Source organism: Sedimentitalea todarodis, from assembly GCF_032595355.1.
Taxonomy (GTDB): domain Bacteria; phylum Pseudomonadota; class Alphaproteobacteria; order Rhodobacterales; family Rhodobacteraceae; genus Sedimentitalea; species Sedimentitalea todarodis.
Window position 1 is genome coordinate 1 of record NZ_JASMWN010000023.1, and the last position, 14,180, is coordinate 14,180.

16 protein-coding genes and 1 pseudogene are annotated in these 14,180 nt (G+C 56.3%); 13 read left to right on the forward strand and 4 right to left on the reverse strand.

The annotated features are described in order from the left end of the window. Window positions 1–46 precede the first annotated feature (46 nt). Entirely contained in the window at window positions 47–556 is a 510-nt protein-coding gene (locus QO231_RS21260; RefSeq protein ID WP_316781345.1) for a hypothetical protein, read from the reverse strand. 44 nt (window positions 557–600) lie between these two features. Between QO231_RS21260 and QO231_RS21265 the strand changes: the two genes are divergently transcribed. From QO231_RS21265 to QO231_RS21290, 6 genes are all read left to right on the forward strand, one after another. Next, entirely contained in the window at window positions 601–801 is a 201-nt protein-coding gene (locus QO231_RS21265) for a helix-turn-helix transcriptional regulator (RefSeq protein WP_316781348.1), read from the forward strand. Between the two features lie 155 nt (window positions 802–956). After that, entirely contained in the window at window positions 957–1,817 is an 861-nt protein-coding gene (locus tag QO231_RS21270) for a WYL domain-containing protein (protein ID WP_316781351.1), read from the forward strand. Further along, complete coding sequence (locus QO231_RS21275; RefSeq protein WP_316781524.1) at window positions 1,810–2,610, forward strand: hypothetical protein; 801 nt, start codon at window positions 1,810–1,812, stop codon at window positions 2,608–2,610. The genes QO231_RS21270 and QO231_RS21275 overlap by 8 nt, the downstream gene beginning before the upstream one ends. After that, window positions 2,607–3,158 carry a BREX protein BrxB domain-containing protein gene (locus QO231_RS21280; protein WP_316781354.1) on the forward strand — a complete coding sequence of 184 codons (552 nt, stop codon included), beginning with the start codon at window positions 2,607–2,609 and terminating at the stop codon, window positions 3,156–3,158. Before QO231_RS21275 ends, QO231_RS21280 begins: the two co-directional genes overlap by 4 nt. 14 nt (window positions 3,159–3,172) lie before the next feature. Next, window positions 3,173–5,506, forward strand: a complete 2,334-nt coding sequence (gene brxC, locus QO231_RS21285; RefSeq protein ID WP_316781357.1) for a BREX system P-loop protein BrxC — start codon at window positions 3,173–3,175, stop codon at window positions 5,504–5,506. After that, the gene (locus QO231_RS21290) at window positions 5,503–7,455 is read left to right on the forward strand and encodes a GmrSD restriction endonuclease domain-containing protein (RefSeq protein WP_316781360.1); all 1,953 of its coding nucleotides are present in this window, start codon (window positions 5,503–5,505) and stop codon (window positions 7,453–7,455) included. The genes brxC and QO231_RS21290 overlap by 4 nt, the downstream gene beginning before the upstream one ends. Before the next feature lie 83 nt (window positions 7,456–7,538). On the opposite strand, the gene QO231_RS21295 is transcribed toward QO231_RS21290, so the two are convergent. From QO231_RS21295 to QO231_RS21305, 3 genes and pseudogenes are all read right to left on the reverse strand, one after another. Continuing rightward, on the reverse strand, window positions 7,539–7,694 hold the full coding sequence (locus QO231_RS21295) for a hypothetical protein (RefSeq protein ID WP_316781363.1): 156 nt from the start codon (window positions 7,692–7,694) through the stop codon (window positions 7,539–7,541). Window positions 7,695–7,704: 10 nt separating this feature from the next. Continuing rightward, window positions 7,705–7,962, reverse strand: a complete 258-nt coding sequence (locus QO231_RS21300; RefSeq protein WP_316781365.1) for a hypothetical protein — start codon at window positions 7,960–7,962, stop codon at window positions 7,705–7,707. After that, window positions 7,959–8,222 (reverse strand): annotated as a pseudogene (locus QO231_RS21305) (YcbK family protein); the annotation flags it as partial. The gene QO231_RS21300 and the pseudogene QO231_RS21305, both read right to left, overlap by 4 nt. Before the next feature lie 3 nt (window positions 8,223–8,225). On the opposite strand from QO231_RS21305, the gene QO231_RS21310 reads away from it, so the two are divergent. The 7 genes from QO231_RS21310 to QO231_RS21340 all read left to right on the forward strand — a co-directional run bounded on the left by QO231_RS21310 (window position 8,226) and on the right by QO231_RS21340 (window position 14,030). Further along, window positions 8,226–8,498 carry a hypothetical protein gene (locus QO231_RS21310; protein WP_316781367.1) on the forward strand — a complete coding sequence of 91 codons (273 nt, stop codon included), beginning with the start codon at window positions 8,226–8,228 and terminating at the stop codon, window positions 8,496–8,498. 183 nt (window positions 8,499–8,681) lie between these two features. After that, window positions 8,682–10,403, forward strand: a complete 1,722-nt coding sequence (locus QO231_RS21315) for an AAA family ATPase (protein WP_316781370.1) — start codon at window positions 8,682–8,684, stop codon at window positions 10,401–10,403. A 3-nt stretch (window positions 10,404–10,406) separates the two neighbouring features. Beyond that, the gene (locus QO231_RS21320) at window positions 10,407–11,234 is read left to right on the forward strand and encodes an HNH endonuclease (RefSeq protein ID WP_316781373.1); all 828 of its coding nucleotides are present in this window, start codon (window positions 10,407–10,409) and stop codon (window positions 11,232–11,234) included. Between the two features lie 375 nt (window positions 11,235–11,609). Continuing rightward, on the forward strand, window positions 11,610–11,831 hold the full coding sequence (locus tag QO231_RS21325; protein WP_316781376.1) for a hypothetical protein: 222 nt from the start codon (window positions 11,610–11,612) through the stop codon (window positions 11,829–11,831). Beyond that, a complete protein-coding gene (locus QO231_RS21330) occupies window positions 11,828–12,328 on the forward strand; it encodes a DUF2924 domain-containing protein (protein ID WP_316781378.1) in 501 nt (166 codons plus the stop codon). The genes QO231_RS21325 and QO231_RS21330 overlap by 4 nt, the downstream gene beginning before the upstream one ends. After that, entirely contained in the window at window positions 12,325–13,650 is a 1,326-nt protein-coding gene (locus QO231_RS21335; RefSeq protein ID WP_316781380.1) for a recombinase family protein, read from the forward strand. Before QO231_RS21330 ends, QO231_RS21335 begins: the two co-directional genes overlap by 4 nt. Next, a complete protein-coding gene (locus QO231_RS21340) occupies window positions 13,650–14,030 on the forward strand; it encodes a hypothetical protein (protein ID WP_316781383.1) in 381 nt (126 codons plus the stop codon). Before QO231_RS21335 ends, QO231_RS21340 begins: the two co-directional genes overlap by 1 nt. The last annotated feature ends 150 nt before the right edge of the window (window positions 14,031–14,180 follow it).

A 14,180-nucleotide genomic window follows, 5' to 3' on the forward strand; every position in this document is an offset into this window, starting at 1 on the left:
TGTCAACCGAGGCAAAATCACCTCGATCAACAGCAAACTCTCAACTTCACAATCCGCGAAACAAATCCCGACTACGCGCAACCCACGTCACAAGCGCCCATATCGCGAAGCGATTTAGTGCCAGAGCTGTTTCTCGTAGTGCGGCCTGCGCCGTTTGCCATGTTTCCCCGTCATTGAGACCGTCATTTTCTGCACCCACATTCGCGCCCACATTTTTCTCACGATAGGCGAAATGGCGATACGAAGTAAAGCACTGAAAAGCCGCAACTTTCCCAGTTGCGGCTTGCGCTTCGTATCTCAAAAAAGGGATAGTGGCGGAGGGAATGACTCGCTCCGCAATTCGGCTGTTTTGGCGTTTCGGATCGTGTCTAGACGCCACGAAAATCTCTGAAATTTTGAGAAAAGTGTCCGACCCCTTGCCGATGGGCATCGCGCCACCGCGAAGGATTTGACATGTTTTCGATGCGGTGCGCCAATTTACGCCCGCCCCGCCTGTTTCGAACATAGCCTCAGAGCACGCAACATACCGACTTGAATAGGTTTTATTCTCACGCATTCGTTCTCTTGCGACCGAAGTGAGTTGCGCAAAAGGAGACGAAAATGAGCGAAGTATGTGTGAATCAGAAAGAACTGGCGGCCCGCTGGAAGATCAGCCACCGAACACTCGAGCGCTGGCGTTGGGTCCAGGAAGGCCCGCGATACCTGAGGATCGGCGGCCGGGTCGTTTATCGACTGTCCGACGTCGAGGCATTCGAACGCAAGGTTCAAAGCGTTCCTGATGAGCTACTGGCCGAAGGCTGAGCAACCAACCTCGCCCCTCCCAAGGCTACGACATCGCGAAAAAGACAATCTTGCGAAGCATTTCGATTGAACACGACATGACTCCCCGCTAGCGTGCAGCCAGCACAAAAAATGGGCGCGCATATTAATCAAACGCGCCGAGCCGGGAGTGCGAAGTGGATAGTGACAAATCGGAGCTTCGTTGGGGAGTCGCGCAGCGCCTCGAGTTCATCGAGTTCCGATTGTTTTGGGAGGGGCGAGTGAACCGCAGCGATTTGATGGAGCAGTTCGGGCTGTCGGTGAACCAAGCGTCCGCCGACCTGAATCGCTACATCGGCTTCGCTCCAGACAACATGGTCTATGACAAGAGCGCGCGGACGTATGTCCGGTGTCCCGACTACGCTGCACAGTTCCTGAAACCTGACGCCAGCCGCTACCTCGCACAGCTACGGTCCTTGGCCGATGGTATCCTCGACAGTGACGATACCTGGATCGCCGAACTTCCATCCTATGATGCTGCGCCAACGCCAGCCCGTGGGGTGAACCCTGTCACCCTGCGATCCGTTGTAGGCGCCATCCGCCGTTCAGAGGCAATCGAGGTGAAGTATCAGTCCCTATCGCGCCCCGAGCCGACCTGGCGGTGGATCGCACCCCACGCCATCGGGTTCGATGGATTTAGATGGCATACCCGGGCATTCTGTAAGACCAACGAAGTCTTCAAGGACTTCCTGCTTTCGCGCATTCTCCGGACTCGCGGAGTTGAAGCCAGCAAGGCCACTGAAGCTGCCGATACCGACTGGCAAGAGCATGTCACGCTTGAGATTGCCCCCCACCCTGAACTCTCCGAGAACCAGAAGAAGGTGATCGCGCTCGACTATGGGATGCGCGGTGGCAAGGCGAAGATCAAAGTTCGACGCGCTCTGCTCCACTACGCGCTCAAGCGTCTCGGGCTCGACACAAATCCAACTGCGCGTCAACCAAAGGATCAGCAGATTGTTCTACTCAACCCCGGCGTGATCGGCCCTCGCAATGAATAACGGATCAGACTTGCACAAGGAGAAGGCAAACCTCCAGCGTTTTGGATTTAGCGCCGAAACGGGTGGGGCACATGCCTCCCGGACAATCATGGTGGATGAACTCAGCAGACTATTTGACGCGGTTCAGGATCCTCTTTCTGATCGTGACAAATATCGCTTGGCGATTATTGAGGAAAATGCGCTTGGAAAGAGATCTGCAAAAACGCGCACACTGACATTTCGGCACCTTGCTGACCTCTACGGACTCGATCCGCACCTACTGGTATTTCGCGGCTTCAGGTTTTTTTGGGACCGGGATCTGGACGGGCATGCGCTACTAGCCCTTCAATGCGCATTCGCACGGGACGCACTTTTGAGATCATCGGCCCCCTTCATTTCTTCGAAAATCGAGGGCGTAACAGTGTCACGCGAGTCAATGGAAGCGCATATCGAAGCACTCTTTCCAAATCGCTTCAGCGCGGCGACGCTCAAGTCAACAGCTCAAAATTTGAACTCATCTTGGACAAAAGCCGGACACCTGTCCGGTCGTGCCGTGAAAATCCGCTGCAAGGCCAATCCAACACCCGGGAATGCTGCGTATGCTGTCTTCTTAGGATACTTGGCAGGGCTCAGAGGGCTTTCGCTCTTTAGTAGCCCATACGCAAAACTACTGGACTGTAGCGCGGACAAATCCCTCGAATTGGCACAACAAGCGGGTCAAAAAGGGTGGCTGAGTATCAACCACATCGCCGACGTGTTTGAAGTTTCATTTCCCAATCTACTGCCGCGTACCGACCGGGAGTGGTTGCAATGAGCCGCGTCAAACGCCTCGTGAAATCCTACGCTCAGTTCATCTCTATACCTTGGCGGGATGATGCCGCTGCGGCGCAGCGAGTGGTGTTTTGCGTCTATCATGAGACTGAGGAGCGAGCGCTTAGAACCAAGATAGATGAGTTCGAATTGGCATCCAGACAAGCTGGACACGATTGGCACCTCTACGACCTGACAAACACATTCGCAGAGTGGTTGGCATCACAGAGATATGCGAAATCCTACTTCGAAAAGCCAAGCCTGTTGGCGACAATATATCCAAGATACCTAGAGCATTTGGCTTTGGATTTTGAGCGCCGCATCTCTGAGATCGAGTCGCCCGACAATAGTGTGATTGCTATTTCCGGCGTTGGCAGTTTGTTTGGGTTTCTCAAAGTCAAAGATGTGGTCGATCGCCTGGCTCCAATGGTATCGGGCAGACTCGTGATATTCTTCCCCGGCAGTTACGAAGACAATAACTACCGGCTTCTCGACGGCTATGATGGCTGGAACTACCTGGCCGTTCCGATAACAGCTGACAAAATTTTCTGAGAAAGAGACCTCGAATGCAACTTCGCTCACTCTATCGGCAAGATCCCACGGCACGTAAACTCGTCAACGAAGGCGTCGCAAACGTGAATGATGGCACGTCGTCACTTGCGAGGGACGTATTGCGGTATGAGCTCGAGACCTTTGTATGTGACGGACAGTATGGCTCCGGTATGGCGCATATCCTTGACACCTATCTAAAAAACATTGACCAGGCGCAGCAGCCTGCTGTTTGGGTCAGCGGTTTCTTCGGGTCTGGTAAATCCCACATGGTGAAGATGCTTCGCGCACTTTGGTTAGACACCACTTTTGACGACGGTGCGACAGCCCGAGGCATAGCAGACCTGCCCCAAGACGTTCGCGATCATCTAAAGGAATTGACGGTTCAATCTCGTCGTTATGGTGGCCTGCACGCAGCCTCGGGAACGCTCGGTGCTGGCGCCAGCGGTAGCGTTCGCCTCGCCCTGCTTGGAATTGTGTTTAAATCGGTCGGGTTGCCAGAACAATATCCTCTCGCTCGGTTCGCAATGTGGTTGAGGAAGGAAGAAATAGAGGAACAGGTTCGCGCTCACGTAGAAGCAAGTGGATATGACTGGGATGAAGAACTCGCCAATTTCTACGTGGCAGAAGGTCTCCATGCAGCCCTAATCGAAGCAAAACCACAGCTTTTTGCCTCGTCCAACTCCATGGTTGATGCTCTTCAAAACACTTATCCGAACGTTCAGGACGTCTCCAATCAGGAAATGATTTCCGCTATTCGGACAGCCATTTCACGCGAAAACAGACTCCCTCTAACCTTGATCGTACTCGATGAAGTTCAGCAATTCATTGGCACCAGTGGCGATCGAGCTATCGAAGTTCAAGAAATGGTTGAAGCGGTCGTAAAAGACGAAAGCCTAGGCGGCAAGCTCACTTTTGTCGGAACCGGTCAAACGGCGGTCACTGGAACGCCCACCCTTGCAAAGCTTCAGGGTCGCTTCACTATTCGCATCGAACTTTCAGATACGGACGTAGATGCAGTGGTGAGGCAAGTTATCCTTGCCAAGAACGCCGAGTCCAAGCCCAATATCGAAGCTATGATGCAAGAAAATATTGGTGAGATATCACGGCACTTGAGTGGAACCAACATCGGCCACCGGCAAAATGACGTCGCTTTCTTTACGCAGGACTACCCTATCCTTCCTGTTCGTCGGCGCTTTTGGGAATCCGCTAATAGAGTTCTGGATGCGTCAGGTACCGATAGTCAACTTCGCAACCAGCTTAGCCTTATTCATAAGGCGATAAGGGAAAGTGCTGATCAAAAAATTGGGTTCGCTGTCCCGGCCGACTTTCTCTATTTTGACGGTGCAGATAAACTTTTGCAGGCCAGAATCTTGCCGCGAAAACTGCATGAAAAGACGATGTCTTGGATACATGGAAGTGATGATCAGAAATTGACGGCTCGCGCTTGCGGTATCATTTTTCTAATCAACAAGATCGGAAGCAGTAATTCTGAAATTGGGATTAAAGCGACGATTGATACAATCGCAGATCTGCTGGTCGACGATCTTCCAACGGGCTCATCTGGACTTCGAAGCAAGCTGCCTAAGCTTCTCGACGCATGCGATCTCATCATGCGTGTCGGCGATGAGTATCGAATTCAGACAGAAGAAAGCTCGGCTTGGAACGACGAATTCCTCAGTCAGAAAGCCACGTTAGCAAACCAATCACATCGTATCGAAGCAGAACGCGATGACCTCATCCGGAAGAAATTTGGTGCTCTTGTTGGGCGTGTGTCGCTGCTTCATGGCAACTCAAAAGTGACACGGGATGTAAGCGCGATCTTCGATCCGACGCTGCCGCCTGATGCGAGCAAGCGAACCTACTTATGGATACGTGATGGTTGGGCAACTGACGACAATTCGGTTCGCGCAGACGCTCGTCAGGCTGGCAATCAATCCCCCACGGTATTTGTCTTTATCCCCCGACGCTCTGCAGATGATCTGCGAAACAATATTCTTGAGTTCAAGGCGGCTAGTGCAACTCTCGATAAGCGTGGCGCTCCAGACACCCCTGAAGGCAAGGAAGCGCGCGGCGCGATGGAGACCATACGTCAGGTTGCCGAAGCGAAAATCAACGAATTGATCTTGGAGGCCATGTCCGGCGCCCGCGTATTCCAAGGGGGGGGTAACGAGCTAACCGGGAATGGGCTGCAGGCAACAGTTACTGAAGGGGCAGAGAACTCGCTCACCAGGCTCTACCCCCAGTTTGCGGTCGCGGACAATACTGGGTGGTCCAAAGTGTATGATAACGCCCACAAGGGAGCGCCGGACGCCCTGAAAGCAGTCGGCCATGAAGGGGAAGCGCCGTGAAGATTTCGACGATACTTGACCACATTGATAGCGGGCACATGGCGCTGCCAGAGTTCCAGCGCGGCTATGTGTGGAACCGTGACCAGGTCCGAGGCCTCTTCGACTCAATGTATCGACGTCACCCGGTCGGCGGGCTGCTTGTCTGGGCAACCGAAGCGAAGACGGCGGCCCATCGCGGCGATGGCCCTATCGCTGCAGGTATCGTCAAACTATTGTTGGATGGGCAACAGAGGATGACATCGCTCTATGGGGTTGTGAGGGGGCACCCGCCGAAATTCTTCGACGGCAATCCTCAAGCGTTCACCGGACTTCGTTTCCACCTCGGAACAGAAACCTTCGCATTCTACCAGCCAATCAAGATGCAGGACGATCCACTTTGGATCGATGTTACGGCCTTGATGCAGGCTGGCACTGCTGGCCTTGGCAGTTTTGTTGCGAAGCTCTCTGCTGACCCTGAACAGGTCGCAAACGTCGGTGACTTCGTGGGCCGCTTGAGCAAGCTGCTCAGCATCACTGACATCGACTTGCACATTGAAGAAGTTACCGGAGCTGACAAGACGCTCGACATCGTCGTCGACATATTCAATCGCGTAAACAGCGGCGGCACCAAGCTTTCGAAGGGCGATCTCGCCCTTGCCAAGATCTGCGCCGAATGGCCCGACGCCCGCGACACCATGAAAGCGAAGATCAAGGACTGGTCGGACGCAGGATACCATTTCAACATCGACTGGTTGTTGCGGTCGGTGAACACCATTCTCACGGGCGAAGCGAAGTTCAGCTATCTCCATGACAAGGATGCGATCGACATTCAGGACGGCCTGAAACGATCCTCAAAGCATATCGACACCTCGTTGAACTTGATTGCCGGACGCCTCGGCCTTGACCACGACCAAGTGTTCTTCGGCCGTTTCGGCGTTCCGGTGATGGTCCGATATATGGATAAGAAGAATGGCGGCCTAGACGCTAAGGAGCGCGACAAACTGCTGTTCTGGTTCGCGCAAGCTGGGATGTGGGGCCGCTTCTCAGGCTCGACCGAAACGGTCATAGACCAGGATCTGGCCGCGCTCGAAGGACCTAACGGCGGACTGGACGCGCTTATAGAACAGCTGCGCCTCTGGCATGGGGGCCTGAGAGTTGAACCGGGTCATTTCACTGGCTGGAGCCTCGGTGCTCGATTCTACCCCGTCCTCTACATGCTTACGCGCATGGGGGAAGCTTCCGACTGGGGAACGGGTTTGCCACTCAAGGCGAATATGCTGGGCAAAATGAGCCGCCTCGAAGTCCACCACATCTTCCCCAAGGCCCAACTGTACAAACGGGAGTATCGTCGCGCTGAAGTGAATGCGTTGGCAAATTTCTGCTTCCTGACTAAAGACACCAACCTGAACATCAGTGATCGGTTGCCCGAGGACTACTTTTCCGAGGTGGAGGCGAAACACCCCGGTGCGCTGGCGTCACAATGGATCCCGATGGACCCCGCGCTCTGGAAGATCGAACGCTATCTCGACTTCCTGGAAGCACGAAAGAACCTACTGGCTGCCGAAGCAAACAAGCGCTTCGAAGAGCTTCTGCATGGCGACACGCAATGGCTAGCCGCAGGGACGACACCCCCCGCTGCGACGACTTCCGGACCAATAGGTGGGATTACCAGCGAAGCCGAAGAGCAGGAGCTGGAAACCCTGAATCAGTGGGTGGAAGACCAAGGCCTGCCGCGTGGGCTGGTCGCCTTCGACTACGCGGACCCTGCAACTGGTGCGCAAAAGGCTGTCTTTGATCTAGCCTGGCCAGAAGGCCTTCAGCCCGGATTGACGGGACCAGTTGTCGTACTGCTGAACGAGACTGCAGAAGTACTGGCTTTGGCTAGCTCGGCTGGGTTCCGGTGCTTCACCGCGGCGGCAGAGTTCCAAGCATACGTTAAAACTGAGATCTTAAACTCAGAGGCTGCGTAGGCGGAAATACATCGGAAGCGAGGTGTCGGGTACCGGGCTTCGGATGTTCCTGAAAACAGGTCGGCAACTGATTGACAGTCCCACTACAATGACCCGCACGCCTGCGCCTGATCCCGGATCACAGCGTAGTCACGCATCATCTGAACGATGGCCGATTCGTCCGGCAGCATCGCCAATTCTTCAGCCGCCTGCGCCTGAAACCCCCGGCTGTATTCGACGACCGGCGGACACGCTGCCACGCCGCCTGCCTCAAAACCCTCCGTCGCGCAGCCGCTCAACAAGCTCGTAGCGATTGCGAGGACGGCGAGCCGCCGCCTCCAGCATTCGACGTTGGATTTCATTGGCCTTCTCCGTGGTTTCGAGACGTTCAGCGATCCGCCCGACGTGCTCGCCGGAGCGGCGGATCGACAACAGGAACAGGACAATGGCAACGGCGATGGCACCGTAGCGCAGCGCGGCCTTCATCCATGGGGCTGCGGCGATCCCGCCGAGAATGGTGGTGATCATCGCTGCCCCCGCTTCCAATCATCAAGGCGGGCGTAGATCGTGACCGCAATGCCAACGAGCGCCACGGCGATGAACACCCAACGAAGCGTGTTGAGATATGGCACAAGTGGCAGGACGGCGGACTGGGTCTCGGCCAGGACGCTCTGTGCGACTTCGACCCCCGCCGCGCCCAGCGTCGCCACTCCGGCCGCGCCACCACCCGTCATTGTGCGGCTGTCGGCCAAAACCTCGCGCGCTGGTGGCGTTTCTTCGGCGAAGGCAACGTGCTAAACGTCGAGACCGAGGACGGCGCGACCGGCGCTGATCTCCGTCAGGTGCTGTTCGGTGAGCACGACCCTGCCGTTGGTTTCGACGATGTGCTGAGCAGCCTCTACATTCAGGTGCTTCGGCCTCTGTGCTGGACGGGGCTGCTTCAAATGGACCGAAACGAGAGCGTCCGGAGCACCCAGCGCAGCGTGTTCACCAAGACGCCGTTGTGGCGGGCGGTTCTGCGGTTGGAGACCGATTGTATAGTGAGCGGGGCGACAAGGCACTGACAGCCATTGCTTCGTTATGAAACTCGGGCCAAACGTCCGAAGGCAGCCCAGACGTTGGATCTGAAAGTAAAGGATGTCGGAGGTCAGCCCATGGTGTGGGATTCACCTTCGTGCATTGTGCGGCGCCTCAACATGGCTAATCTAGCCTTTTCTAGAAGACGCCGTGGAGGAGTAGAATACTAAATGCCCGAACCAATCCCGGCTGACGCGCCCGTCGACGTGTTCTTTGCACGATCCATTGCGAACCTGGAAGATTTTCCCACGCCAGTTATTGCGATTATACCCGACAACGACAACCCGGGTTGGAATGACTTTGGCCGCAACTTCTTTGCCAAACTATACGTTCGTCCCGTGGCAGGAGGTACCTTAGACTTTCATATGCGGGTGATGTTCCAGGGAAGGCACCGCAGTTCGGCTGTTTTCGCTGAACTCTTTGAACAGTACGGCAACGTCCTGCAAGTAGACGCCGTTGAACAGCCTTTCGCTACGCTATTACCTGATGTCGAAATGTACCGTGATGTTATTGGAGCGCTTGGATTCGATGTTGGAATAAGCGCACTGCGGGTGATGCACGATGCCACGGTCGCCCGGACGGAGGGGAACAATCCTGAGCTCCTCGAACTGATAAGTACCGAAGATTTCCATTTTGGAGCTCTTCGGCTCGGTGGTGCCTATGATGCTCTCAGACGTGGTAGTCGCCACTTTAGGCCCGACCCGCCACCTCCGGTGGCCGAATTGGCTGCAGATTTCGTCTTTTCGGCCCGAATGCTCAGTGCGGACAACCCTTATACGCTGTCATTCCACTTCCACCCCGATGCAGTCTTTCGAAACAGAACCGCTGTTCTAATAGGTCGAAATGGTGTTGGGAAGACACATCTTCTTAAGGCAATTGTCGATGGGCTTCACAATTCTTTGGAAGCGGAGATAGGGCGTCAACGATTTATGCCCAGCCTGAACCCCTCTAGGGTAATCGTATTCTCTTCGGTTCCGACGGACCCTTTCCCTCGATCAATTGGGGCGTGGCGCGGTATCGATTATGAGTACTATGCGGTGAATTCTCCAATTGACGATCAGAACGACTCTCTTCTTGCCGCCCTAGTTGCATGTCGAAAAACTGACGAGTTGAACGTCTTCGGACCCTTGCGCGACAAATCTCGTATGGATGTTATTGAGGAGGCTCTTAACTCCATTGGGCTGTGGAGGGGACTTCACTTGCCAATTCTTGCCCAAGCTGCAGAAGACAGGTTGCCTCATGCCATTGACGTCGGGGGACAAGACTATTTTCCTATTCGCAGGGCACTGAACGAACAGAACTCAATCCGCCTGATCCACCAAATAGACTGGGATCGAGCCGCGGTAATTCTGAATGAACACGGCCAAGTGCGTCGCCTCAGCAGCGGTGAGTATGCAATGATGAGATTTGCAGCTCAGGCAGCGTCAGCGATTGAACAGGGCAGCTTGCTTCTGCTGGACGAGCCCGAAACACATCTTCACCCAAACTTTATCTCTAACCTCATGGAAATTCTCGATAATCTACTGCAGTCGACTGGATCAATTGCAATAATTGCGACGCACTCAGCATATGTGGTGCGCGAAACGCCTCGAAACTGCGTCAATGTCCTCACCTTGGAGAACCGTCAGATCCGCATCGACCAGCCTCGCATGCAGACATTCGGCGCTACCATCGACAGCATTTCTCAGTTTGTATTTGGAGATACGTCCATGTCACATAGCTTTCAGAAAACCTTGACTGATTGGGCCGACCAGACTGGGCGTGAACTTGGTATTGAAGGTGTCATCGAACGATTTGGGGACCAACTTAATTCGGAAAGCCTTTCTTTCATCGCTCGTCGGCTGGCAGAACCACAGGCTGACGGGCCAGAGAATGGCGAACCAGAAGCCTGAGACATGCAGCACCTGCCTTTTCCCGTCCCCGCCGAAGATGATGAGGCGGAAATCAACAGACTAGCCAAGAAGCCTGAGTGGGAGCCCCACCAAGCCGCTTGGATCGCCGCGTATAAGGCATACCAGGAAAATGCCGGAAGTCCTTTTGCCGTTGCTCCGAGCGACTTCGGCCCCGGTGTGGGCGACCGCCAATACTCCCTTTACGACACTCGCAAGGGTTCCGGTGAGCTTCGGCGCATGCGAAGGAAAGAGGGGCTGAAGTCGTGTCCGATTTGCGGGTCGCCAGTAACTGGTGATCTCGACCACTACCTACCTCGCAAAGTCTATCCAGAGTTTTCGATCATGCGGGCAAACCTCGTCCCCGCATGCAGCCACTGCAACTCCGGTGGAAAGGGAACTACTGTTCATGGTGGTGAGCCTCGGCGCTTCATTCATCCCTACTTTGACGACTGGGCCGGACAGGAAATTTGGTACGTAGAGATCGTACCGCCATTTAAGGCAGCTAGGTTTATTCCACTTGGCCTTCCAAGCCTTGAAGTGCCACGCGACGAAATTGTGGAGTTCCACTTGAAGAATGTCTTGGGGACGCAGTTTCAATTATCGATGGCAACCGAATGGTCATCGCTTCCAACACAAATCAAAATTCGTGATACTGAACCGAGCATCGCCAGTATAACGACTCAGGTCGATCAAGAACTTCGGGTGGCATGTGCCGCAAAGGGTCAGAATAGCTGGCAAGCAGCTCTCTTTCGTGGCATTCAGCGCAATCCGGACGCAATTCAATATCTGTGTGATGAAGCGATCACCGCCGTTCTTCCACCTGTGGCGTGACCTAAGCTAAAATTAAGGTATTCTTTGTATTGCGTGGTCGCACCGCCGCCTGCCTTTTTTATACGCCTGACCAAGTCCGTTTCCGGATGCGCAACTTTACACTCGTGGCGGTGTGAGAACTGAGTTCCATGCTGGTAGAATACCAGTATAAAGCCTCGCCGCTCTCCGATTTAGCAAAATCCGCCTGCTGCGAATTTTCGACGTTGATCCTTGGTGAGAGGGAAGCCCGTGGCACGTCCATCAATCCTACCCAAATCACACGAACGCTTGGCTTCTCTTAGTTTCGCGGCACTACGACAACCCATTGTTTTAACTTGAAATCCCATCCGCATCGCGGCCACCACAGGACGAGACAGCTCCTGAGGTTCGCCCGCCATGCCAGACAACGACGTCAATTTCGCCCCGCCACCCGAAACGCTCACCACCGACGAGCGTTTGGCTGAACTCGCCCAGATCCTCGCTGCGGCCGTGGATCGGGCCAACCCTCCGACAATAAACGAGAAATCTGCGAACGACGGAGACAGTTCGCTGGACATCCTCACCCTTGTTCGCCGTCGTCGTCACCAGTTGCGAACCCGAGTTGGAGAAGACGAATGACGAAAACCGAAACGAAATCAGTAGGAAAGAGAACAGGCTTTGGCCCTGCGAAGGGCCACGCTGTCCTGGCAGACCTGGTCGCGCTGAAGGCCATGACCGTGCCGGAGCTGCGCGAGAAATGGGCGGCGATCTTTGACGCGCCCGCGCCAAATACAAGCCGCCAGAACCTCGAGCTGCGGCTGGGCTACCGCATTCAGGAATTGGCCCTCGGCGGCATTGGTCGCGACACGCGGCGGACGCTGGATGCGCTGGCGGCCGAGGCGGCATCCGGCGAGCCCGGTCAAATCCTGTCCGACCCGCGACGGCCGATGGCGGGCACCAAGCTGGTCCGCGAATGGAACGGTGTCGAGCACACGGTCACCGTCTTGGTGAAGGGTTTTGAATGGCAGGGACGTCGGTACAAGTCGCTGTCCGGCGCAGCGCGGGCCATCACCGGGGCGAACTGGAACGGCTGGAAGTTCTTCGGCTTCACCCCACGCCCGAGGATCAGCAAATGACCCGCCAGACACAGCCACAACCGCCCCGTCGCTTGCGCTGCGCCATCTACACCCGCAAATCGAGCGAGGAAGGGCTCGACATGGAATTCAATAGCCTCGACGCCCAGCGGGAGGCTTGCGAGGCTTATATCGCCAGCCAGAAGGCTGAGGGCTGGGTCTGTCTGCGCGACCGGTATGATGACGGTGGCTTCTCGGGCGGCACGCTGGAGCGCCCCGCGCTGAAGGATCTGATCGCCGACATCGAGGACGGGCTCATCGACATCGTCGTGGTCTACAAGATCGACCGCCTCAGCCGCGCGCTGATGGATTTCTCCAAGCTGGTCGAGATCTTCGACAAGCACGGCGTCACCTTCGTGTCTGTCACGCAGTCCTTCAACACCACCACCTCCATGGGGCGGCTGACGCTGAACATCCTGCTCAGCTTTGCCCAGTTCGAACGCGAAGTCATCGGCGAGCGGATCCGCGACAAGGTCGCCGCGTCGCGCAAGAAGGGCATCTGGATGGGTGGGCCGGTGCCGCTCGGCTACAACGTGAAAGACCGCAAGCTGATCGTGGATCCGGCTGAGGCCGAAACGGTGCGGACGATCTTCACGCTCTACGCGCGGTCAAGTTCCACGGCGCAGGTGGTCCGCGAGTTGGACGCACGCGCGATCCTGACCAAGACCGGCAGGCCCTACGACAAGACCTCACTCCTCAAGACTTTGCACAACAAGGTCTATCGCGGCCTCGCCGTCCACAAGGGCACCGCCTACCCCGGCGAGCACGACGCGATCATCGACGAGTCGCTGTGGGACGAGGTGCATGAGGTGATCGCGAACAACCGGTATCTTAGGAAGGCCGTGGCCCAAGAGCCGTCACCGGCGCTGCTGCGCGGGCTGATCTTCACCGAAACCGGCGTGGCCATGACTCCGCATCACACCCAGAAAGGCACGCGCCGCTATCGTTATTACGTTTCGATGGACGTGATCAAGAAACGCCCCAAGGCCGAGTTGCGCGGACCGCAGCGGTTGCCGGGTGGCATGGTCGAGGATGCCGTGGTGGGCGAAATCCGTCGCCTGCTGCGCACGCCTGAGGTCGCCGCGCGGGTGTCGCGGACCCTGCGCAAGGATCGGCCAGACCTCGGAGAGGCGGCGATCAGCGCCTCTCTCACCCAATTCGACGACATGTGGAACGCGCTGATCCCGGCCGAGCAGGCGCGCGTGGTCAAACTTCTGGTGGCCCGGGTCACCGCCAGCGAGGCCGGATTGGCGGTCGACTTGCGCCATGAGGGTTTGGGCGCAATTGCAACGCTGATGGCCCCGGCCAAGCCGGAGGTGGCGTGATGGCAGAGCCCGAAACCCTCCGTGTCCACATACCGCTTACCCTGCGCAATCGCGGCGGCCGCCCCCGTATCCTGCCTCCCAAAGAGATCGAGGTCGCCATGGACCGCGGCCAGGATGCCCGCCTCCTGCGCGCCATCGGCCGCGCGTGGGACTGGCGGCGCAAGCTGGAGCGCGGCGACGTCACGACCATCGCCGATCTCGCCAGAGAGGAAGGCATCTCCGACCGCTATGTCAGCCGCGTGATCCGGCTGGCATGGCTCTCGCCATCGGTGCTGGAACGGCTGGTCCTGCGGCGCGAGCCCACGGTGCTGTCGATCTTCGATCTCTGCGGCGTGGCGGAACTGCCGTGGGACGAGCAACCGGGGCGGGTGTTTGATTGAGGTTTCGCAATTTAGGGCCCGGACTGTAGCGCGACAATAGCAGAGGGGGCAAAACGCCCGTTATCCATGGAGAGTCAGGCTGCCGATAAATGTGGCCAGATGTCAGTTCGGAGACCATGCTTGCCGCAAATTCGTTTGCAGCCCTTCGAG

Coding starts and splice junctions, on each gene's coding strand:
- QO231_RS21260 (WP_316781345.1), bottom strand. CDS start 556: ATGCGTGAGAATAAAACCTATTCAAGTCGGTATGTTGCGTGCTCTGAG.
- QO231_RS21265 (WP_316781348.1), top strand. CDS start 601: ATGAGCGAAGTATGTGTGAATCAGAAAGAACTGGCGGCCCGCTGGAAG.
- QO231_RS21275 (WP_316781524.1), top strand. CDS start 1,810: ATGAATAACGGATCAGACTTGCACAAGGAGAAGGCAAACCTCCAGCGT.
- QO231_RS21280 (WP_316781354.1), top strand. CDS start 2,607: ATGAGCCGCGTCAAACGCCTCGTGAAATCCTACGCTCAGTTCATCTCT.
- brxC (WP_316781357.1), top strand. CDS start 3,173: ATGCAACTTCGCTCACTCTATCGGCAAGATCCCACGGCACGTAAACTC.
- QO231_RS21300 (WP_316781365.1), bottom strand. CDS start 7,962: ATGATCACCACCATTCTCGGCGGGATCGCCGCAGCCCCATGGATGAAG.
- QO231_RS21315 (WP_316781370.1), top strand. CDS start 8,682: ATGCCCGAACCAATCCCGGCTGACGCGCCCGTCGACGTGTTCTTTGCA.
- QO231_RS21320 (WP_316781373.1), top strand. CDS start 10,407: ATGCAGCACCTGCCTTTTCCCGTCCCCGCCGAAGATGATGAGGCGGAA.
- QO231_RS21325 (WP_316781376.1), top strand. CDS start 11,610: ATGCCAGACAACGACGTCAATTTCGCCCCGCCACCCGAAACGCTCACC.
- QO231_RS21330 (WP_316781378.1), top strand. CDS start 11,828: ATGACGAAAACCGAAACGAAATCAGTAGGAAAGAGAACAGGCTTTGGC.
- QO231_RS21335 (WP_316781380.1), top strand. CDS start 12,325: ATGACCCGCCAGACACAGCCACAACCGCCCCGTCGCTTGCGCTGCGCC.
- QO231_RS21340 (WP_316781383.1), top strand. CDS start 13,650: ATGGCAGAGCCCGAAACCCTCCGTGTCCACATACCGCTTACCCTGCGC.